At 67.8% G+C, this 21,487-nt stretch carries 15 protein-coding genes; 12 read left to right on the forward strand and 3 right to left on the reverse strand.

The window, feature by feature from the left end; genetic code table 11:
• Window positions 1-61 precede the first annotated feature (61 nt).
• On the reverse strand, window positions 62-721 hold the full coding sequence (locus tag E4L98_RS22350) for an alternative oxidase (RefSeq protein ID WP_135203750.1): 660 nt from the start codon (window positions 719-721) through the stop codon (window positions 62-64).
• Between the two features lie 265 nt (window positions 722-986).
• Between E4L98_RS22350 and E4L98_RS22355 the strand changes: the two genes are divergently transcribed.
• Window positions 987-1,265 carry a KGG domain-containing protein gene (locus tag E4L98_RS22355; RefSeq protein ID WP_135203751.1) on the forward strand — a complete coding sequence of 93 codons (279 nt, stop codon included), beginning with the start codon at window positions 987-989 and terminating at the stop codon, window positions 1,263-1,265.
• A gap of 51 nt (window positions 1,266-1,316) precedes the next feature.
• Here the strand turns inward: E4L98_RS22355 and E4L98_RS22360 are convergent, their stop codons facing one another.
• Entirely contained in the window at window positions 1,317-4,259 is a 2,943-nt protein-coding gene (locus E4L98_RS22360; protein ID WP_135203752.1) for a sensor histidine kinase, read from the reverse strand.
• A gap of 174 nt (window positions 4,260-4,433) precedes the next feature.
• On the opposite strand from E4L98_RS22360, the gene E4L98_RS22365 reads away from it, so the two are divergent.
• From E4L98_RS22365 to E4L98_RS22385, 5 genes are all read left to right on the forward strand, one after another.
• Window positions 4,434-5,177: an SDR family oxidoreductase gene (locus tag E4L98_RS22365; RefSeq protein ID WP_135203753.1), complete on the forward strand. Its 744-nt coding sequence runs from the start codon at window positions 4,434-4,436 to the stop codon at window positions 5,175-5,177.
• A 16-nt stretch (window positions 5,178-5,193) separates the two neighbouring features.
• Window positions 5,194-5,532, forward strand: coding sequence for a putative quinol monooxygenase (locus tag E4L98_RS22370; protein WP_135203754.1), 339 nt, complete (start codon window positions 5,194-5,196; stop codon window positions 5,530-5,532).
• 114 nt (window positions 5,533-5,646) lie between these two features.
• Complete coding sequence (locus E4L98_RS22375; protein WP_135203755.1) at window positions 5,647-6,234, forward strand: flavodoxin family protein; 588 nt, start codon at window positions 5,647-5,649, stop codon at window positions 6,232-6,234.
• Between the two features lie 10 nt (window positions 6,235-6,244).
• Window positions 6,245-7,156, forward strand: a complete 912-nt coding sequence (locus E4L98_RS22380) for an alpha/beta fold hydrolase (RefSeq protein WP_135203756.1) — start codon at window positions 6,245-6,247, stop codon at window positions 7,154-7,156.
• A gap of 85 nt (window positions 7,157-7,241) precedes the next feature.
• Window positions 7,242-7,874 (forward strand): response regulator, encoded by a 633-nt coding sequence (locus E4L98_RS22385; RefSeq protein ID WP_135203757.1) that lies wholly within the window; start codon window positions 7,242-7,244, stop codon window positions 7,872-7,874.
• An 18-nt stretch (window positions 7,875-7,892) separates the two neighbouring features.
• Here the strand turns inward: E4L98_RS22385 and E4L98_RS22390 are convergent, their stop codons facing one another.
• Window positions 7,893-8,093 carry a hypothetical protein gene (locus tag E4L98_RS22390; RefSeq protein WP_135203758.1) on the reverse strand — a complete coding sequence of 67 codons (201 nt, stop codon included), beginning with the start codon at window positions 8,091-8,093 and terminating at the stop codon, window positions 7,893-7,895.
• 224 nt (window positions 8,094-8,317) lie between these two features.
• Between E4L98_RS22390 and E4L98_RS22395 the strand changes: the two genes are divergently transcribed.
• The 6 genes from E4L98_RS22395 to E4L98_RS22420 are packed head-to-tail and all read left to right on the forward strand — an operon-like array spanning window position 8,318 to window position 21,467.
• Entirely contained in the window at window positions 8,318-10,717 is a 2,400-nt protein-coding gene (locus tag E4L98_RS22395) for a TonB-dependent receptor (RefSeq protein WP_167761415.1), read from the forward strand.
• An 11-nt stretch (window positions 10,718-10,728) separates the two neighbouring features.
• A complete protein-coding gene (locus E4L98_RS22400) occupies window positions 10,729-11,985 on the forward strand; it encodes a DUF2264 domain-containing protein (protein WP_135203760.1) in 1,257 nt (418 codons plus the stop codon).
• Complete coding sequence (locus tag E4L98_RS22405) at window positions 11,969-13,858, forward strand: MFS transporter (protein ID WP_135203761.1); 1,890 nt, start codon at window positions 11,969-11,971, stop codon at window positions 13,856-13,858. Before E4L98_RS22400 ends, E4L98_RS22405 begins: the two co-directional genes overlap by 17 nt.
• Window positions 13,859-13,885: 27 nt before the next feature.
• Window positions 13,886-16,831, forward strand: coding sequence for a polysaccharide lyase family 8 super-sandwich domain-containing protein (locus E4L98_RS22410; RefSeq protein ID WP_135203762.1), 2,946 nt, complete (start codon window positions 13,886-13,888; stop codon window positions 16,829-16,831).
• Window positions 16,832-16,841: 10 nt separating this feature from the next.
• On the forward strand, window positions 16,842-19,277 hold the full coding sequence (locus E4L98_RS22415) for a polysaccharide lyase 8 family protein (protein WP_135203763.1): 2,436 nt from the start codon (window positions 16,842-16,844) through the stop codon (window positions 19,275-19,277).
• A 3-nt stretch (window positions 19,278-19,280) separates the two neighbouring features.
• Window positions 19,281-21,467 carry a glycoside hydrolase family 88 protein gene (locus E4L98_RS22420; protein ID WP_135203764.1) on the forward strand — a complete coding sequence of 729 codons (2,187 nt, stop codon included), beginning with the start codon at window positions 19,281-19,283 and terminating at the stop codon, window positions 21,465-21,467.
• The last annotated feature ends 20 nt before the right edge of the window (window positions 21,468-21,487 follow it).

The raw sequence follows: 21,487 nt of genomic DNA on the forward strand, positions 1-21,487 counted from the left end.
TACCGTAGCGACCGCTACGGTAGAGCCCGTGACGCAATGGAAGACCTGACCCCGGATTGGGTTAGATTTCGAGCTGGGTTTCGATGACGGTCAGCGCGTCGGCGTATTCGTGATTGACGTCACGGTGGCCCATTTCGTCCTGGCGCACCGCCAACACCACGTCGCGCAGGCGGGCGTTGGCCGGCAGGTTCCAGTAGCGGATCGCCAGGTCGGGCGCGGCGACGTTGTCGACACGGCCGGCGTCGATTTCGGCCAGGTACAGGGTGTAGCTGATCACCGCCTGCTCTTCGAAATACCCCACCAGCCGGTGCGCCGTGCGCGGCGAGCTCAGGTACAGCAGGAAGAAGAACACGAAGAACCCCGCCTGCACCAGCAGGATCACCAGCCGCTCGAACCAGTTCGGCCGGGCGATCTGCACGAAGGTCATCAGGTGCATGCGCTCGTTTTCCGCCTCGTCCAGCAGCGTGCGGATCCAGCCGTGGTCGGCCGTCATCCAGCGCAGGCAGCGCAGGTGCACCAGCATGCCGCCCACCATGCCCGGCACGGCGGCCACGGTTTCCAGCACGATGGCGCGGTTGCCATAGCGCTTGGCGAAGAAGGTGTCGGCGAAGAAGCGCAGCGTCAGGGTGATGCCCAGCGCGATGCGGTCCGACAGGTTGCGGACTTGGTGATGCAGCTCCAGCGTGTTGCGTTCGGAATTACGTTCGTTGATGGCGTTCATTTTTCTTTGCTCCCATGCGGGTGGTGGACACTTGCAATCGGCCGGATCACAAAACATGTACTCAGAATACTCTTTTAAAATGGCCGGGTCAAGCGCTTCTCTGAAGCACAGGAAACAGCTGTTTCCCCTCCGCCTTTTTGGTGAGGAAAGTCCTACAGTGCCGCTCGGCCTATTCCGATAACCAAGCCGCGCGCGCTGGTCTACGATGGGTGCTCCTACGCCGTCGACCTGGCGGAGGGTGTCTTCATCTGAAAGGAAATCCGACATGGCAAACAGCACTCGTACCAGTCCTCAGCAGGAGGGCACCAAGCAGAGCGGCAGCGGCGGCAATCGCGGCTTCGCCGGCATGGACCCGCAGCGCCAGCGCGAAATCGCCGCCGCCGGCGGCCGTGCCGCGCACGCCTCGGGCAACGCGCACCAGTTCACTTCGGAAGAAGCGCGCCGCGCCGGCCGCTTGAGTCACAAAGGCAGCGGCAATCTGCAGGCCCAGCAAGCCGTCAGCAGCCAGTCGGCCGACGGCGCCAGCCAGCAACAGGGTGAATAATTTGTTGTGAGCAGTGCGACAGCCCGGCCTCCCGCCGGGCGCTCGCGCCGGTCAGGCCGGCGTGTAGGCCAGCCGCGCCGGGATCCGCAATTCCACCACGGTGCCCGCCCCCGGCTGGCTGGCGATCGCCAGTTGGCCGCCGATGCGCTTGGCCCGTTCCCGCATCCCCACCAGGCCCCAGTGGCCGGCGGCCGCCTGCGCCGTCGGCGTGGTGACCGCGTCCATGCCCTTGCCGTCGTCGGCGATGCGCAAGGTCAGCGTGTCGCTGCCGTAGCTCAGGCCGATGCTGACCAGGCCGGCCCCGGCATGCTGGAAGGCGTTGTGCAGCGCTTCGCGGCCGACGCCGCACAGTTCTTCCTGCGTGGCGGCGGTCAGTGCGCGGCGGGCGCCGTCCACCTGCATGTGCAGCGCGGTGCCGGTGTGCAGCGCGGTCAGCGATTCGCCGATCTGGCGCAGCATCTGCTCGGGGTCGTGGCCGCTGCGCAGCTGCTGTACCTGGGCGCGGCCTTCGTCGATGGTGCGGCTGGCGATGTCCAGCACGGTCTGCAGCTTGCGCTGTTCTTCGCTGTCCTTGGGCAGCTTGACCAGGACGCTGTGCACCTGCAGCATCAGCGCATACACGCTTTGCAGGAAGGTGTCGTGCAGCGTGCGGGCGATGCGGTCGCGCTCGTCGGCGCGGGTGGCCGCCTGGCGGGCGGCCTGGGCGATCACGCGGCGCAGCCGGTAGCGGTACAGGCTGTAGGCGGCGGCCAGCGCCAGCGCCAGCACCAGCAACTGGAACCAGCGGCTTTGCGACAGCGTCGGCGCGACCTCCAGCGGCAGCCGCGCTTCGGCCGCGCCCGCCACGCCATCCTCGTTGACCGCGCGCACGCGGAAGGTGTACTGGCCGGGGCCGATGTTGGTGTAATACGCGGCGCGGCGGCTGCCGGCGTCGACCCACTGCGGGTCGAGGCCGTCCATGCGGTACTGGAAGCGCATGCCTTCCGGCTGGCGCAGGCCGGGCGCGCTGTATTCGATGGTGAAGTTGCGCGCGCCGGGCGGCAGGCGCACGGCGGCATTGCCGGCATAGCTGGCGTGGTCGCTGTCCAGCCGCAGCACCCGCACGCTGGGCGGGACCGGGTTCGGGCGCAGCTGCGCGGTGTCCAGCCGGACCACGCCGGCGCTGCCGTAAAACCACAGCCGGCCGTCGCCGGTGTTGATCAGCGTCGGCAGCCGGGTTTCGGTGCTGGCGCGGCCCGGATAGCCCTCCTGCGCGTCCAGCAGTTCGTATTTCACCGGCGCCCGCGGGTCGCGCAGCGCGGCCTCCCAGTCATCGCGGCGGATGCGCACCGCGCCACGCGCGCCGTTCAGCCAGCGGTCGCCGTCGGCCGTCACGGTCATGCCGCTGACGTCGCACAGCGGCGCCACGTCGGCCGCGCCCAGCAGCTCGAAGCGCTGGCCGCGCTGCACCGCCAGGCCGTGTTCGCCCGCCACCACCAGTTGCGGGCCCGGCAGGATCGCACTCTCCTGGCCCACCGCGCGGATGTCGAACCAGCTCAGCTTGCCGTTGTCGTACAGGCTGAGCTTGCCGTTGCCAAAACCCAGCCACAGCTGGCCGACGCCGCCCGGTGCCGTGAACAGGATGCCCGGCGGCAGGTTCAGGCGTGCGCGCGGCAGCCACTGCCCGTCGACCAGCCCCATCAATCCGGTTTCATAGGCGGCGATCCACAACACCTTGCCGTCGTCGAGCATGCCGAGCAGGTGCAAGTCCCGTGGCTGGCCGTTCACCAGCGGCAGCGCGATGGTGCTGGCGACGCCACCGTCGAGCCGTTCGATCGTGCGCGTGGTCGCCAGGAGTATGGCGCCGCTGCGGTCGGTCGTCAGCGCCCGCACGTCGGCCCGGGCCTCGGCCACCGGCACGCCGTCGGCCGGCACCCGCCATAACTGGCCGCTGCCGATGTCGGCCACCCACAGCTGGTGCGCGCGGTCGGCCGCCATACTGTAGCGCCCGGTCTGGCCGGGCAGGTGCGCGGGCAGCAGCTTGTTTTCGCGCAGGCGATCGATACCGGCGCTGGTGCTCACCCAGATATTGCCTTCGCGGTCTTCCAGCACGGTGTGGGCGGCCTGCGCGCTCAGTTGGCCGGGCTGGTCGAGCCGCTCACGCGGACCCAGCCGCTCGATCGGCCGCGGCGCCTGGATGGCGTCACGCGCGATCCGGCACACGCCGGTCGGACAGTGGCCCAGCCACAGGTTGCCGTCGCGGTCGAACTGTCCGCTCCACGAGGCACGCGCCTGGTTGCGTCGCGGCGGCGGCGGCAACGGCGCGCCGGCCGGCGGCATGGCCACGGCGCGCAGTTGCTCGCCGTCGCCGCTGGCCCAGATCTGGCCGTCGGGCGCTTGCATCAGCGCGCCGGTGGGGATGGCGTCGACGCGCGTCAGCCGGCCGCTGGCGCGGTCGGCCAGGTAGAGCCCTTCCTGGTTGGCGGCCCAGATGCGGTCGTACTGGTCGCGCAGCAGACCGTGCAGGCTGCGCGCCCAGGCGCGTGAGCCGTCGATCTTCTGCAGCCGGCCCTGCTGGTAGCGGTACAGGCCGGTCGCGACTAGCCACAGCGCGCCATCGGCGTCCACTACCATCGACGCGATGCCGCCGATCGCCGCGAACTGCGGCCCATCGTGGTCGTCGCGGCGGCCGTCCGGGTGCAGCACCGACAGCCCGCCGATCATATAACCGATCAGCAGGTCGCCGTTGTCGGCCGCGTAAACGCTGAACACATGCTGTTTCAGGGTCGGATAGCGCTCGAAACGCACGCCGTCGAAGCGGTACAAGCCGCCCTGTGTGGCCAGCCACAGCCAGCCGTCCGGCGTTTGCGCCATGCCGTAGATGCCGCTGGGCGCGCCCTCCTTGGCGGTCCAGGCCGTGTGATTGAGGTCGGCCAGCGCAATCGCCGGATTCAGCGCGGCGGCCGGGCGGGCGCAGGCCAGGGACAGGAACAACAAGAGGAGCAGGCGGCGCATGGCTGAGAGCGGTAACGAAAAAGCACTAATGTGTATCAATTTGAAATGCACAGTCAATCACTTCCACATTTGATACAAATGGTTGAAACTGAACGCGCGAATTACCAGCTACCGCACAGGCAATCCACGGTAGATACTGTGTTCATCCAACCCATCTCTGTGAAAGGAAACATCATGAACACCACCCTGAACGGTAAAGTCGCTTTCATCAACGGCGGTTCGCGCGGCATCGGCGCCGCCACCGCGCGCCGCCTGGCCCGCGACGGCGCCACCGTCGCCATCGGTTACGCCGCATCGGCCATCGCCGCCGAGGCGCTGGCGGAAGAGATCAAGGCCGGCGGCGGCAAGGCCATCGCCATCAAGGCCGACGCCACCGACGCCGCCGCGCTGACCAAGGCCATCGATACCGTGGCCGCGCAGTTCGGCCGTCTGGACATCCTGGTCAACAGCGCCGGCGTGCTGCTGCTGGGTCCGGTCGACCAGTTTTCGCTGGAAGACTTCGACAAGACCGTGGCAGTCAACGTGCGCGCGGTGTTCGTCGCCACGCAGGCCGCCGCGAAATACATGAAAGATGGCGGCCGCATCATCAACATCGGCAGCACCAACGGCCAGCGCATGCCGTTCGCCGGCGGCGCCGCCTATGCCATGAGCAAATCGGCCCTGACCGGCCTGGTCAAAGGCCTGGCGCGCGACCTCGGCCCGCGCGGCATCACCGTCAACAACGTCGCCCCCGGCCCGGTCGATACCGACATGAATCCGGCCGACAGCGACTTCGCCGCCGGCCTGCACGGCCTGATGGCCCTGCCGCGCCACGGCCACGCCGATGAAATCGCCGGCATGGTGGCCTACCTGGCCAGCCCGGAAGCGGCGTTCGTCACCGGCGCCGACCTGCTGATCGACGGCGGCTTTGCCGCCTGAGCCGGGAGCGACCGCCATGAGCACGAGCAACCGCCTGACCTTCATCGTCCACCTGCCGGCCAAACCGGAGCGCTACGCCGAGCTGGAAGCAGCCGTGCGCCAGGTGCTGACCGACATGTCGCACGAGCCGGACTTCCTCGAATGCACGCTGCACCGTTCGCAGCAGGATCCGAACGTGCTGGTGGTGTACGAAAGCTGGAGCTGCAGCCGCGAACACTTCCTGCAGCACCACCTGCCGCGCGCCTACCGCGCCGACTTCGAGCGCCAGCTGCCGGACCGTCTGGCCGCCGAGCGCCGCATCGAATTCCTCGATGACGTGCAACCGGCGCTGCAACTGCGCGCCGCCGCCCGCTAAATTCCCTCCCGCTTCCGGGAGAGCGCGCCGCCCCCTGAACCGCTGTACAGGCGGGCGGCGTGGCCGGCCTATGCTGGCACGGCCTCATTCAATATCACATCAGGAGTAGACAACATGAGTAAAGCAGTCGTAGCAGTCGTTTATCACTCGGGCTACGGCCACACCGCCCGCCAGGCGGAGGCCGTGCGCTATGGCGCCGCCAGCGTCGAAGGCGTCAGCGCCAAACTGTACGCGGTCGATGGCGGCGATGCGCCATGGGCCGAGCTGGAACAGGCCGACGCCATCATCTTCGGCGCGCCAACCTACATGGGCGGCCCTTCCGCCCAGTTCAAGGCGTTCCAGGACGCCACCTCGCGCACCGTGTTCGCCGCCGGCGGCACCTGGAAAAACAAGCTGGCGGCCGGCTTCACCAATTCCGCCTCGCGTTCCGGCGACAAGCTGGCCAGCCTGCAGCAGATCGCCATCTTCGCCGCCCAGCACGGCATGCACTGGGTCAGCCTCGGTCTGCCGCCGGGCAACAATTCCAGCACCGGCTCGGAAGACGACCTGAACCGCCTCGGCTTCTTCCTCGGCGCCGCCGCGCAGTCGAATGCCGACCAGAGCGCCGAACTGGCGCCGTCGCCGTCGGACCTGCGCACCGCCGAACACCTGGGCGCCCGCGTGGCCCAGACCGCCCTGCAATTCGTGCGCGGCCGCGCATAAGGAGAACCTGATGATCACCAAACGCACCCTGCTGCAACTCGGCCTGGCCGGCCTGCTGGCCGCCACCCTGCCGGCCTACGCCGCCGCCCCGGCCGGCTACACCGACAAGACCGCCAGCGTCAACGGCACCCAGATCCACTACCAGATCGGCGGCAAAGGCACGCCGGTGGTGCTGCTGCACGGCTACACCCAGACCGGCCACATGTGGCAGCCCATCATGGCCGAACTGGCCAAGACCCACACCGTGATCGTGCCCGACTTGCGCGGCGCCGGCGCCTCGGCCAAGGCGGCCGACGGCTACGAGAAAACCAACATGGCCAGGGACATCCACGAGCTGGTCCAGTCCGTCACCAAGCAGCCGGCCACCGTGGTCGGCCACGACATCGGCCTGATGGTGGCGTATGCCTACGCCGCCCAGTATCCGGGCGACACCAGCAAGCTGGCATTGATGGATGCCTTCCTGCCCGGCATCGGCAACTGGAAAGACATGTTCCTGCTGCGCGACCTGTGGCACTTCCACTTCTTCGGCGAGACGCCGGAGCGCCTGGTGCAGGGCCGTGAACGGATTTACTTCGAGCACTTCTGGAACGACTTCGCCGCCGACCGCAACCATTCGATTTCGGAACAAGACCGCAAGCTGTACGCGGCCGCCTATGCGCAGCCGGGCGGCATCCGTGCCGGCTTCCAGTACTTCAAGACTTTCCCGAAAGATGCCGAGCAGTTCGCCGAGCTGGGCAAGACCAAGCTGCAGATTCCGGTGCTGGTGCTGGCCGGTGAAAAATCCGGCGGCGAGTTCCTGATCAACCAGGTCAAGCTGGTGGCAAACAATGTCGACGGCAAGGTGATCAAGGGCTCCGGCCACTGGGTGATGGAAGAAGCGCCGCAGCAGACCATCCCGGCGCTGTTGGCTTTCATCCAATAAACACCACCGCTACAGCCAGGCTCGGCCGTAATGGCCGGGCCTGTGCTACCATGGCACGGCGTCAACCAAGATGATAGCCAGTGCCATGAGTTCACACCCCGCCGCGATCCGCATCCTGCTCGCCGACGATCACGCCATGTTCCGTAGCGGCATTGCCGCCCTGCTGCTGCAACAACCGCAAATGACGCTGGTGGCCGAGGCCGAAGACGGCCAGCAAGCTGTCGCGCTGTACCAGCAGCACCGCCCCGACATCACGCTGATGGACCTGCAGATGAACGGCATGGATGGCGTGGTCACCATCGAAGCCATCCGCGCCATCGATCCGGCCGCGCGCATCATCGCCGTCACCACCTACAGCAGCGAAGTGCTGGTGCACCGCGCCATGCGGGCCGGCGTCAGCAGTTATCTGCTGAAAAGCATGCTGATCAAGGAACTGATCACCACCATCGATTGCGTGCACCGCGGCCAGCGCCACCTGCCGGCGGAAATCGCGCAGATGCTGTCGTTCAGCCTCAATAACGAGCAGCTGACGCGGCGCGAAATCGAGGTGCTGAGCCTGGCCGCACAGGGCAATTCCAACAAGATGATCGCCAGCCGCCTGGGCATCAGCGAAGACACGGTGAAAAGCTACATGAGCACCCTGTTCGGCAAGCTCGGCGCCAACGACCGCACCCACGCGGTGGCCCTGGCGCTCAAAAGCGGCCTGATCGCGTCCTGAGCAACGAATCGCCTGAATTCAGGCCAGCGCTTCCTTGGCCGCCTCTTCCGGCGTCAAGCCATCGTAGAACTGGTCGGTGAACCACTCGATCTGTTCCTCGATGTGCTCCTGCGCCTGCTCGACGGTGGCGCCGCCCTTGACCAGCCAGCCCTCGACCTCGATACACCAGTTGATCAGGGCCAGCGTCTCTTCGTCCAGCTCTTCCTTTTTCTTGGCCATCTCGATTCCTTCAAAACCCGAAGGATACCAGATGCGGATTTACCACACTGGTTAAAAAACGTTTTACTTGCCGGAGCGACCAGTGATATCGTTCCCATACCAGATGAATACCAAATAGAGAAAACAAGGCGGAATTGGTTCTGCAGAGCGCTTTTTCCGCTTTTTTTTAAAAGATACATATGGGAACGCTATCTCATCGATTCACCACGATACTGGAGACTCAGATGCACCATCCTCGTCCACAACACCTGCAAATCCGCCGCCTGACGCTGGCCGTCGCGCTGGCACTGGCCGGCGCCAACGCCTGGGCCGATCCGGCCGCCGACGACGGCGCCAAGCTGGAATCGGTGATCGTCACCGCCAACAAACGCGCGCAAAACCTGCAGGACGTGCCGGCCGCCATCAGCGTGCTCAACGACGCCACCCTGCAGCGCAACAACGTGCGCGACCTGACCGACCTGCCGGCGCTGTCGCCCGCCATCACCATCAGCTACGGCAACCAGCCCGGCAACAACTCGATCAATATGCGCGGCATCGGCACCTACTCGCTCGGCATCGGCGTCGAGGCCGACGTTTCCATCGTCATCGACGACATCCCGATCGGCATGCAGGCCAATGCGTTCAAGGATCTGGCCGACGTCAACCGCATCGAAGTGCTGAAAGGTCCGCAAAGCACGCTGTTGGGCAAGAGCTCGATCGCCGGCGCGATCAACATCACCACCAAGCCGATCGAAAGCACCTGGCGCACCCGCACCACCACCCTGCTCACCAACGACCACGAGTTCCGCGCCATCGCGTCCACCTCTGGCGCGGTCAGCGACACCGTGCGCGTGCGGCTGGCCGCCAGCCGCACCGGCTTCCAGGGCGTGCTGGACAACCTGACCAATGGCGGCCACCTCAACGGCTCCTACAACACCACCGTGGTCGGCAAGGTCGAATGGACCCCGGGCGAGAACTGGGAAGTGGTGCTGTCGCCGCATGCCAACCGCAGCAATGTCAACGGCTATCTGTCGCCGTTCACCACGATGACGCCGGGCGGCCTGTACCAGAACATCGCGCAGCTGCCGGCCTCGCAGGTGTTGGCCGGCATTCCCATCGGCCCCGGCAACGTCGCCATCCGCAGCGATTATCCGGCCGGCGGCAAGGGCCGCGACGAAGGCAGCGGCCTGAAGGTCGCCTACACCTTCGGCGAAGACTCGCCGCTGGCCGGGCACGTGCTGAGCTCGATCACCTCTTACCAATCCTACCACCTCGACGATTTCCAGGACATCGACGGCCTCGACGCCGACGTGCTCAGTTACACGCTCATCAACGGCAAGCCCAGCGGCTTCAAGGGCGGCCAGTACCAGACCGGCATGTTCGGCGTGAAGTCCACCACCGAAGAGCTGCGTCTGACCTCGCCCGATGCCGGCGCCTTCCGCTACGTGGCCGGCTTCTGGTATGGCGACAACCGCCTCGAACGCGAACTGAAAAAATCGCCGGTCGGCAGCATTGCCTCCTGGTACAACGCCCATGCACGCAACACCAGCTACGCGCTGTTCGGCCAGTCGTCGTGGGAATTCGCCAAGAACACCAGCCTGATCACCGGCCTGCGCCTGAATCGCGAAGACACCGGCTACGACTTCTCGCGCTTCGCACCGCCGCCGTCCGACACCCGTACCGTCACCGACTACCTGACCAAGAAGGACAGCAACAACGACGTCACCGGCAAGATCGGCCTGGAACACCACGTCAATCCCGACACCATGGTCTACGGCCTGTTCTCGACCGGCCACAAGGGCGTGGCCTACGACCTCACCAGCAGCCTGACCGCCGCCATCGCCGCCAACCAGCCGGTGCCGGCCGAGACCGCTAAAAACTATGAGGCCGGCGCCAAGCTGTCGCTGCTCGACAACCGCGCGATGCTGAACCTGGCCGTGTTCCGCACCACCTTCAAGGGCTTCCAGCAGTCGGCCGGCTTCATCGACCCGGACGGCCAGTACCGTACCACGCTGCACAGCATCGGCGGCCTGCGCACCAGCGGCCTGGAGGCGGACGCCAACTGGCGCGTGATCCGCGAACTGACGCTGAACGCCGGCTTCGCCTACACGCGCGCCATCATCACCGACTTTGAAAACGGCCCCTGCTACAGCGTCCTGAGCGCGGACGGCAAATCGGTCATCCCCGGCGGCAACTGCGCGCCGAATCCCAAGTACAACAACACCAACGTCGCCAACCTGAAGGGCAAGACCTTGCCGAACGCGCCCAAGGTCAAGCTCAACCTCGGCGGCCAGTACGACCTGCCGCTGGCCGAGCGCAGCTTCGACGCCTTCTTCACCACCGCCTACCGCTGGCAGAGCGCAACCATCTACGGCCTGAACCAGGACCCGCGCACGCGCCAGGGCGCCTACGGCATCGCCAACATCGGCCTCGGCATCCGCGACAAGAAGGACAAGTACAAGCTGAGCTTCTACGTCAACAACCTGTTCGATAAGGCTTACGCGACCGGCCTCGGCAGCTCTCTCGGCAGCAACTTCAGCGTCAAGGCGCCGAATCCCGGTCCGCACCTGGTCAACTACACCACCTGGACGCCGGCGCGCGACTACACCCGCTACTTCACCGTCCGCCTGGACATGACCTTCTGAGGATGCCGCCGATGAAACGTCGCGATTTTATCGGCAGCATGGCCGGCACCGCCGGCGTGCTGAGCAGCGGCGCCGCGCCCGCCGCCGCCCCGGCGCCCGGATCGGCCGCGGACCAGCGCACCTACCAGTTGGCCCTGCTGCAAAAGATGGCCATGCCGGTCCTGCAAGCGATGGCCAAGGGCCAACTGCACAAAGTCTTCCCGCTGGAACTGAGCCCGACCTGGTACGGCGGCGACCCGCGCTTCTGCTACCTGGAATGCTTCGGGCGCCTGCTGGCCGGCATCGCGCCCTGGCTGGCCCTGCCCGACGACGCCAGCGCCGAAGGCAGACTGCGCCGCCAGATGCGCGACCTGGCGCTGCAAAGCCTGGCCCACGCCGTCGATCCGGCCAGCCCCGACTACGTGGCCTGGCGCGGCGGCAACCAGACACTGGTCGACTCCTCCTACCTGAGCAACGCCCTGCTGCGCGCGCCCGACGCCCTGTGGAAGCCGCTGAGCAGCCAGACCAAACAGCGCCTGATCGCCGAAATCCAGGGCGTGCGCCGCTTCGAACCGCCCTACAACAACTGGCTGCTGTTCTCCGCCATGAACGAAGTCTGGCTGTACTCGGTGGGCGCGGAAGGCGACATCGTCCGCCTCGGCACCGCCATCCGCAAGGTCAACGAATGGTACGCCGGCGACGGCTGGATCAAGGACGGCGAAACCTTCCACTTCGACTACTACAACTCCTACGTGATGTGGCCGATGCTGCTGGAAATCCTCGAACAGATGGTTAAGCTCAAGCTGGCCGTGTTCCGCGACAAACCGGATCAACTGCTGGCGCAAACCCTGAAGCGCAGCCAGCGCTACTGCGAACTGCTGGAACGCCTGATCTCGCCGGACGGCACCTACCCCACCATGGGCCGCTCGCTGACCTACCGCACCGCCGTGTTTCAGCCGCTTGCCCTGCTGGCGCTGCGCAGGCAATTGCCGGCCTCGCTGCCCGAAGGCCAGGTGCGCGCCGCGCTGCACGCCGCGCACCAGCCGATCTGGCGCAACCCGACCAATTTCACGCCAGACGGCTTCCTGACGCTGGGCTTCGCCGGCCACAACCCCGCCATCGCCGACACCTACTCCAACAACGGCAGCATGTACATCGCATCCACCGGCTTGCTGGCGCTCGGCCTGCCGCCGGCGGACAGCTACTGGACCGCACCATCGCTGGACTGGACGCAAAAGAAAGCCTACGCCAACCTGCCTTTCCCGAGAGACTATGCTGTCAATTACTGATTCCATGGCTGCCCTGCGCGCCACCAGCCGGCACGACTGGTACACCGGCTATTTGCTGTTCATCGCCGGCACCGGCGGTCTGCTGTACGGCATCGACGTCGGCATCATCGCCGGCGCCCTGCCCTACCTAGAATCGACCGCCTCCGTCCTCTGGCACCTGAGCGCGCAGCAGCTGGGCTTCATCGTCGCCGCCGTGCTGCTGGGCAGCGTGCTGTCCTCGCTGCTGGCCGGCGCCATCGCCGACCTGATCGGCCGCCGCGCCACCCTGCTGCTGGCCGGCGTGCTGTTCTGCGTCAGCATCCCCGTGATGGCCATGGCCGGCGGCTACACCGCGCTGCTGCTGGGACGCCTGCTGCAAGGCATCAGCGGCGGCCTGATCGGCGTCGTCGCGCCGCTGTACCTGGCCGAATGCCTGGCGCCGCAACTGCGCGGGCGCGGCACCGCCCTGTTCCAGCTGCTGCTGACGCTGGGCCTGGTCGTGGCCGCGCTGATCGGCCTGTACTACGCCCAGCAAGTCGAACACGCCGCCCGCCATAGCGACGCCGCCGCGCTGTTCGCCGTCAAGGACCAGGCCTGGCGCAGCATCTTCTGGTTCTGCCTTATACCCGGCCTGGCCTTCACGGCCGGCGTGCTCCAGCTCAGCGAATCGCCGCGCTGGCTGCTGCAACGCGGCCACATCGAACCAGCCCGCAGAGCCCTGCGGCGCAGCCGTTCCGCCAGCGTCGCCGAAGCGGAACTGCGCGAGATGCAGTTGGCCACTCCCCGCACGCCGGCATCGTCCACTGCCGCCGCAGCCAGCCGCGCCGACGGCCCAACCGGCACCGCCACCGACGCTGCGGCAGTAAGCGTGCGACGGACGGCCAGCACGGCTGGCGCAACTCCTGTGCAAGCCGGCAGCCTGCTCAACCGTCGCTACATCTACCCTTTCCTGCTGGCCTGTCTGATCCTGGCCTGCAACCAGGCCACCGGCATCAATTCCATCCTGGCCTACGCGGTCAACATCCTCGCGCAAGCCGGCCTGCCGGGCGCGGTCGCCAACCTGGGCGACGTCGCCATCAAAGTCCTGAACGCCCTGATGACCATCGTTGCCCTGCTGCTGGTCGACCGCAAGGGCCGCAAATTCCTGCTGATGCTGGGCAGCGGCGGCATCGTCCTGTCGCTGCTGCTGGCCGGCCTGCTGTTCCAGTCCGCCGAAGGCCGCGGCGCCGACCTGCGCCCCGTGCTGCAAGCCCGCGTTGTCAATGACGAACTGGCGCTGTCGCCGACCGACCTGCAAGCCCTGGGCGCAGCGCGGGCCGGCGGCGACGCCACGCTGCTCACCGTCGCTTACTCTTACGGCGACTTCACCAACGTCCAGACCCTGCGCATCGCCAGCGGCGCGCCGGTCCCCACGCTGCACCTTAGCCGCGCCGCCACCGTGGCGGCGGACAGCGTGCTCGGCCAGCTGTTCCGCCGCCTGCACCTGAATCCCTTCCCCGACCCGGCCCTGGCCGCCGACGCCCCGCTGCGCATCGAACAGGCCCGCGCCGGCCCGGTCCCGTCGCAAACCCACGGCTGGCTGGTGGCCGCCTGCATCCTCGGCTTCATCGCCAGCTTCGCGGTCGGTCCCGGCGTCTGCGTCTGGCTGGCGCTGTCGGAACTGATGCCCACCCGCATCCGCTCCAACGGCATGAGCATCGCGCTGCTGATCAACCAGTTCGTCTCCACCGTGATCGCCGCTCTGTTCCTGCCGACGGTCGGCCGATACGGCTACGCGCCCATGTTTTATTTCTGGGCCGGCTGCACTCTGCTGTACTTCCTGGCCGCCGCCTTGCTGCTGCCGGAAACCAAGGGCAAGACCCTGGAAGAAATCGAAGCCCACTTCGCCCGCTGAGGGCGCCACACCACCTGGAGAAGCGTCATGTATCTGATCAAGCGATGGCCGCGTGCCCTGTTCCTGTCTGTGCTGCTGCAAACCGCCTGGAGCGCGCTGCCGGCGCACGCCGACGAATTCGATACCCTGCGCACCAGGTGGCAGACCCGCGCCAACGGCGGCAGCGCCAACCCGGCCGACACCGACGTCGCCAACCAGATCGCGGTCGGCACCAGCAATGCCCAGGCCAACTGGAACACCCTGTTGACCGGCGCCGCCCGCAGCGCGCTGTGGGCCGACCTCGGCGACTGGAGCAAATCCGCCACCATCACCGGCAGCTACACGCGCCTGGCCACCATGGCCGCCGCCTGGGCCTCGCCCAACTCCGCGCTGTATCACAATACCGCGCTCGGCAACGACATCGTCGCCGGCCTCGACTGGCTTAACCAGCACTACTATCAGGCCGCGCTGGCCGCCTCCTACGACAACTGGTGGGACTGGCAGATCGGCACCCCGCAAGCGCTGAACAACGCCATCGCCGCGGTCTACCCGCTGCTGACGGCCGCACAGATCGACGCCTACCTGGCCGCGATCGACCGCTTCATGCCCGATCCCACGCTGCGCACCAACCCCAACGGGACGCTATCCACCACTGTCGAAACCGGTGCCAACCGGCTCGACAAGGCGCTGGTGGCCGTGCTGCGCGGCGTGCTGGGCAAATCCAGCGCCAGGATCGCCCAGGGCCGCGACGCCATCAGCCAGGCCCTGCTGTACGTGACCAGCGGCGACGGTTTCTATGCCGACAGTTCCTTCGTCCAGCACACCAACATTCCCTATATCGGCGGCTACGGCCCGGTGCTGCTGTCCGACATCGCGCGGCTGTTCTACCTCCTCAACGGCTCCAGCTGGAGCGTGACCGACCCCAACGCCGCCAACGCCTACGCCTGGGCCATGCAGTCGTTCCGCCCCTTCATCTACAACGGCGCCATGATGGACATGGGCCGCGGCCGCTCGATCTCGCGCCAGTTCAGCGACGACCACAGCACCGGCCGCTCGGTGATCGGCGCGATGGCCGAACTGGCGCAGGGCCTGCCGGCCAGCCAGGCCGCGCCGCTGAAAGCCGTGCTGAAAGGCTGGATGCAGCGCGACACCAGCTTCGGCAATTCCTACTTCGCGCCGACGCCGACCGCCACCCCGGGCGTCTACGCCGGCGTTTCCGTCTACGACCTCGGTCTGCTCAAGGACATCCTCAACGACAGCGCCATCACGCCCGCCGCTGAAACCACCGGTGCCGCCGTGTTCCCCTCGACCGACCGCGTGATCCAGCGAGAGAGCGGCTATGCCTACGCGCTTAGTCTGTTCTCCAACCGTATGTCCGCCTTCGAATTCGGCAACGGCGAGAACGCCAAACCGTGGTGGACCGGCATGGGCATGAGCTACCTCTACAACGCCGACCTCACGCAATACGGCGACGACTACTGGCCGACCGTGGACGCCCGTCGTCTGGCCGGCACCACCACCGACCACAGCGGCAGCGGCACGCCGGCCGCGTGGAAGAACAGCGGCAACCCGCGCAACACTGTGGGCGCCGCCGCGCTGAATGGCCGTTACGCGGCGGTCGCGTTCGACTTCGCCAGCGCCAACGTCACCGGCTCCACGCTGAGCGGCAAGAAAGCCTGGTTCCTGTTCGGCGACCGCAGCGTCGCGCTCGGTGCCGGCATCGCCAGCAGCGGCGGCGCCAGCGTCGAAACCATCGTCGAAAACCGCAAGCTGAACAGCGCCGGCGACAACGCCCTGACCGTCAACGGGGCGGCCAAGCCGACCAGCGCCGGCTGGAGCGAAAGCATGAACGCCGTCAGCTGGGCGCACCTGGCCGGCAGCGTGGCTGGCAGCGACATCGGCTACTACTTCCCCGACGCGCCGGCCGTCAGCGGGCTGCGCGAAAGCCGCAGCGGTGCCTGGAGCGACATCAACACCGGCGGCAGCACCGCCAGCGTCAGCAACAACTACCTCAGCCTGGCGCTGCAGCACGGCGCCAACCCGACGGCCGGCGTCTACAGCTACGTGCTGCTGCCCAACCGCAGCGCGGCGCAAACGGCGGCCTACGCGGCGGCGCCCACCGTCAGCGTGCTGGAGCGCTCCACCAGCGCCAGCGCCGCCGCCGACAGCGCGCTCGGCCTGACCGGCGCCGTGTTCTGGAACGACGCCAGCAAAACCGTCAGCCAGGCCGGCCAGCCGCTGCTGACCAGCGACCGCAAGGCGGTGATGGTGATGCAGCAGAACGGCACCGACCTGCAGATCAGCGTGGCCGATCCGACCCAGGCCAACACCGCCGGCATCAACGTCGAAATCAATCGCAGCGCCGGCGCCCTGGTCATGGCCGATCCCGGCGTCACCATCGTCCAGCTCAGTCCCACCATCAAGTTCAAGGTCGCCACCAGCGGCTCGGCCGGCAAATCGTATGCGGCGCGCTTCACGCTCAACACCATCAAGACCCTGGCGCCGGTGGCCGACGCCTACGTGCGCGACGGCACCTACGCCGCCACCAACTACGGCGCGACCACCAGCATGGTGCTGAAAAAAGACAGCGCCGGCTACTACCGCAAGGGCTTCCTCAAATTCGACCTGTCCGCCGTCAGCGGCACGGTGGACAGCGCCAGACTGGTGCTGTCCACCTCCGCCATCGGCCAGACCACGGCCATGACCACCAACCTGATGCTGGCCAACACCGACAGCTGGACCGAAACCGCGCTGAACTGGAACAATGCGCCGGGCAGCGGTACGCTACTGGCCAGCTGGAGCGCGCCGGCGCTGAACACCGCGGTACAGGCCGACATCACCGGCGCCGTCAGCGCCACGCTGGCAGGCGACAAGGTAATGTCGCTGGTGCTGGACCTGGACAGTAACTACGGCAGCAACGGCTGGGTCGAATACGCGACCAGGGAAAACGGCAACAGCGCGCTGCGGCCGCAACTGATCATCACCACCCACTGAGGAGCCCGGTTTGACTGCACGTATCAACACCCTGTTGCGCGCCGGCCTGCTGGCCTGCTGCGCGGCGGGCGGCGCCGGCGCCGCCGACGATCCTTACCAGCAGATGCGCCTGCGCTGGAACACCCGCCTGGCCGGCGACACCGGCAGCGAAGCCGGCGCCGCCATCGCCCGCGCCGCCCAGCGCCATCTGGACGCCATGTCCACCGACGCCGGCGCCGGTGCGCTGTGGGCCGACGCCGGCAACTGGCAACAGGCCAACGGCATCACCGCCTCGGCCGTCATCACCACCAACTACGCGCGGCTGGAAGCGATGGCGCTGGCCTATGCCCATCCGGGTAGTCCGCTGCGCGGCGACGCGCGCCTGCGTGACGCCATCCTCCACGGCCTGGACTGGATGGACCAGCACCACTATCACGCCGGGATGCAAAGCTATGGCAACTGGTGGGACTGGCAGATCGGCACGCCGCTGCGCCTGGTGAACACCTTGACGCTGATGTACGCCGAGCTGCCGCCCGGCCTGCTGGCGCGCTGCCTGGCCGCCATCGACCACTTCGACCCCGATCCCACCCGCCGCACCTTGCGCGACGGCCGCCTGAGCACGGAAATCGAAACCGGCGCCAACCGCCTGGACAAGGCGCTGGCGGTCGGCCTGCGCGGCGTGCTGGGCCGCTCCGACCGGCACATCGCCGCCGGCCGCGACGCCGTGGCCCAGACGCTGGCACCGGTGACCAGAGGCGACGGCTTTTACGCCGACGGTTCCTTCGTCCAGCACAACTACATCGCCTACACCGGCAGCTATGGCCTGGTCGCGCTCGACGACTACGCCAAGCTGGTCTACCTGCACAGCGGCTCGCCATGGCCGCTGCCGGCCGCCACGCTGAACGGCATCCTGCATTGGGCGCGCGAATCGTACGTGCCGTGGCTGTTCGACGGCGCCATGGCCGACGCCGTGCGCGGCCGCCGCATCTCCTCCGAAGCGCAGGACGATCACTACGCCGGCCGCCGCATCCTCGGCGCCCTGGCCGCCCTCGCGCAAGCCGCCCCGGCCGGCCAGGCCGACGATCTGAAAGCCGCCATCAAAGGCCAGGTCCAGCGCGACCTGTGGTTCAGCGCCGGCAGGCCCGACAGCGCCTTCAGCGGCTACGACCTGCGCCAGCTGAAGCAACTGGCGGCCGATCCCGCGATCCGCCCCGCCGACGCGCCGGCCGGCGCGCGCGTGTATGCCAGCATGGACCGCGCGCTGCTGCACAGCCGCGACTTCGGCTTCGTCATCAGCATGTATTCCGACCGCATCTCCGCCTTCGAATACGGCAACGGCGAACACGCGCGCGGCTGGTGGAACGGCATCGGCATGACCTCACTCTACAATGCCGACCAGATGCAGTACGGCGGCCACTACTGGCCCACCATCGACAGCGCGCGCCTGCCCGGCACCACCACCGACCACAGCGGCAGCGGTCTGCCGCCGGCCTGGGCCATGCTGGGCAACCGCGACGGCTGGGCCGGCGGCGCGCAGCTGGACGGCTACGCCGCCGTGGCGCTCAAGTTCGATCTGCGCGACGTCACCGGCTCCGACCTGCGCGGCAAGAAATCGTGGTTCCTGCTGGGCCAGCGCATCGTCGCCACCGGCGCCGGCATCAGCGGCAGCAACGACGCCGAAACCATCGTCGACAACCGCAAACTGCCCGCCCCCGGCCACAACCGCCTGACCGTCGACGGCCAGCCGCAGGCCGACGCGCCCGGCGCCGCCGCCAACGCACCATCCGCAGACGCGACAAGCGCCGCCAGGGATGTGCCGCACGCCAGTTGGGCGCACCTGGCCGGCAGCGTGCCGGGCGCCGGCATCGGCTATGTCTTCCCCGACCGCGCGCCCTTGCGTGTGCTGCGCGAAAACCGCAGCGGCAGCTGGCAAGCCATCAATTCCATGGAAAGCCCGGCCACGGTCAGCAACACGTTCATCAGCCTGGCCATCCCGCATGGGCCGCAACCACGCGACGCCAGCTACTGCTACATTCTGCTGCCCGGCGCCGACACCGCAGCCACCGCCGCCTATGCGGCCCATCACGGCGTCGCCATCCTGGAAAACAGCGACGCGCTGAGCGCAGTCCGCGACGCCGACCTTGGCGTCACCGCCGCCAACTTCTGGCAAGCCGCCACGCTCCGCGTCAACGGCCAGCCCTACCTGACCGCCAGCAGTCCCGCGTCCATCGTGCTGCGCGAGCAAGCCGGTAAACTCAGCCTGAGCATCGCCGAACCCACCCAGCACCGGCAGCCAGCGATCGAGATCGAACTGCGGCGCCCGGCCGCCGCCCTGCTGCAAGCCGATCCCCGCATCACCGTGCTCAGCCTGCAACCCACTGTGCGACTCAAGATCGATGCCAGCGGCAGCGCCGGCCGTTCCCTGAGCGCATCCTTCACGCTGTCCCGTCAACCTACACCGGATTAATCCATGCGCCCTATCCCTTCCATCCGTCCCGCGCTGCTGTGCGCCGTCCTGCTGACCATGCTGCCCATCCAGGCAAGCTGGGCCACGCCAACCGCCGCAGCCGACACGGCGACCGTCGCCGACCTGTCGCCCGCCGCCACCTTGAGCCTGATGGAACGGGTCGGCGACTGGCAACTGGCCCACCCCAGCGCCTGGCCCGACCACGACTGGACCCAGGCGGTGGGCTACACCGGCTTCATGGCGCTGTCCGGCATCTCCGGCCAGGCGCGCTACCGCGACGCCATGCTCGCCATCGGCCAACGCCGCAACTGGCAACTCGGCCCCGACCAATACCACGCCGACGACCAGGCCATCGGCCAGACCTACGCCGAACTCTACCTGCAACTGCGCGATCCCGACATGATCGCGCCCATGCGCGCCCAGTTCGACCGCATGCTGGCCGACCCGCGCGACGGCTCGCTGCAATTCGACCTGCCCGGCAGCCTGCAGCGCTGGTCCTGGTGCGATGCCCTCTTCATGGCCCCGCCGGCCTGGATCCGCCTGTACGCCGCCACCGGCGACGAACGCTACCTGCAACGCGCCGTCGATCACTGGTGGCGCACCTCCGACTACCTGTACGATCCCGGCGAGCACCTGTACTTCCGCGACAGCACCTACTTCAAGCGCCGCGAAGCCAACGGCCAGAAAGTGTTCTGGAGCCGCGGCAACGGCTGGGTGATGGGCGGCCTGGTGCGCATGCTGCAATACCTGCCGGCCCACCACCCGTCGCGCCCGCGCTTCGAACAGCAATTCCGCGAGATGGCCGCGCGCCTGGTCAGCCTGCAACAGCAGGACGGCCTGTGGCGCTCCAGCCTGCTCGACCCGGCCAGCTATCCGCTGCGCGAAACCAGCGGCACCGCCCTGACCACCTACGCGCTGGCCTGGGGCGTCAACCAGCAACTGCTGCCGGCCGGGCAGTACCGCCCCGCCGTCAAACGCGCATGGCAGGCACTGGCCGCCAGCGTCCAGCCGGACGGCAAACTGATCCACGTCCAGCCCATCGGCAAAGATCCCAAGACCTTCCCCGACGACTTCACCGACATCTATGGCGTCGGCGGCTTCCTGCTGGCCGGCAGCGAGATCTACCGCATGGGACTGCTCGAGCGCGGCGCGCCGCAGGTGATCACCGTCAGCAACGGCGGCGCGCTGTTCCGCAGCGATGAAACAGTGCAGGCCCAGGTGCGTGCGCCGCACCCGGTGGTGATGGACGCGTTGACCTCGCGCATGGTAAACAGCCAGCCTACCGACGGCGGCGTGCTGTTCCAGGCCGTGGTCGGTGCCAACGACCAGCGCCGCTACCTGGTCCTGGACCGCGATGCGCTGCCGGCCGTGCCGCCGGCCGACGTCAAGACCCACGCCCGCTTCGTGCCCGAACGCTTCGACGACTTCGCCTGGGAAAACGACCGCATCGCCCACCGCATGTACGGGCCGGCGCTGATGACCGCGCCCGGTGAGATGCTGGTCAGCAGCGGTGTCGACGTCTGGGCCAAGTCCGCGCGCCGGCCAGTGATCGACGCCTGGTACCGCAGCGGCAACTATCACCAGGACCATGGCGAAGGCCTGGACTTCTACAGCGTGGGCAAGACGCTGGGCTGCGGCGGCCTGGGCGTCTACAGCGGCGGCAAGCTGTACAGCCCGGCCAACTTTGCCCGATCGCGCGTGCTCGCGGACGGCCCCATCCGCAGCGAATTCGAACTGCGCTTCGCGCGCTGGGACGCGGCCGGCCGCGCGGTGTCGGAAGTGCGGCGCCTGCGCATCGATGCCGGTTCCAGCTTCACCCGTGTCGAAAGCCGCTTCGACAGCCCGTCCGCCGCACCGCTGCCGGTCGCGGTTGGCGTCGCCACCGGCAAAGGCGACGGTCGCCAGGCCGCCGACCTCCAGGCCGGCTGGATCAGCTACTGGCAGGCGCCGCAGGGACAGGACGGCAGCATCGCCTGCGCCGTCATCGTGCCGGGCGCCAGCGGCCAGGTCGCGCAGGACGAACAGGCCCTGGTGCTGGCGCAAGCCATCCCCGGCCAGCCCTTCGTCTACTACCTGGGCGCCGGCTGGAGCAAGGCCGGCTACGCCACGCCGGAAGCCTGGCAACAGTACGTGCGCGACTACGCCGCGCAGCGCGCGGCGCCGCTGACGGTCAGCACCGGCGCGCCGTGACGGTTGCCGCTCACCGCACC

The organism is Duganella callida (genome assembly GCF_004614165.1).
In the GTDB taxonomy this organism is placed as follows: Bacteria; Pseudomonadota; Gammaproteobacteria; order Burkholderiales; family Burkholderiaceae_D; genus Rugamonas; species Rugamonas callida.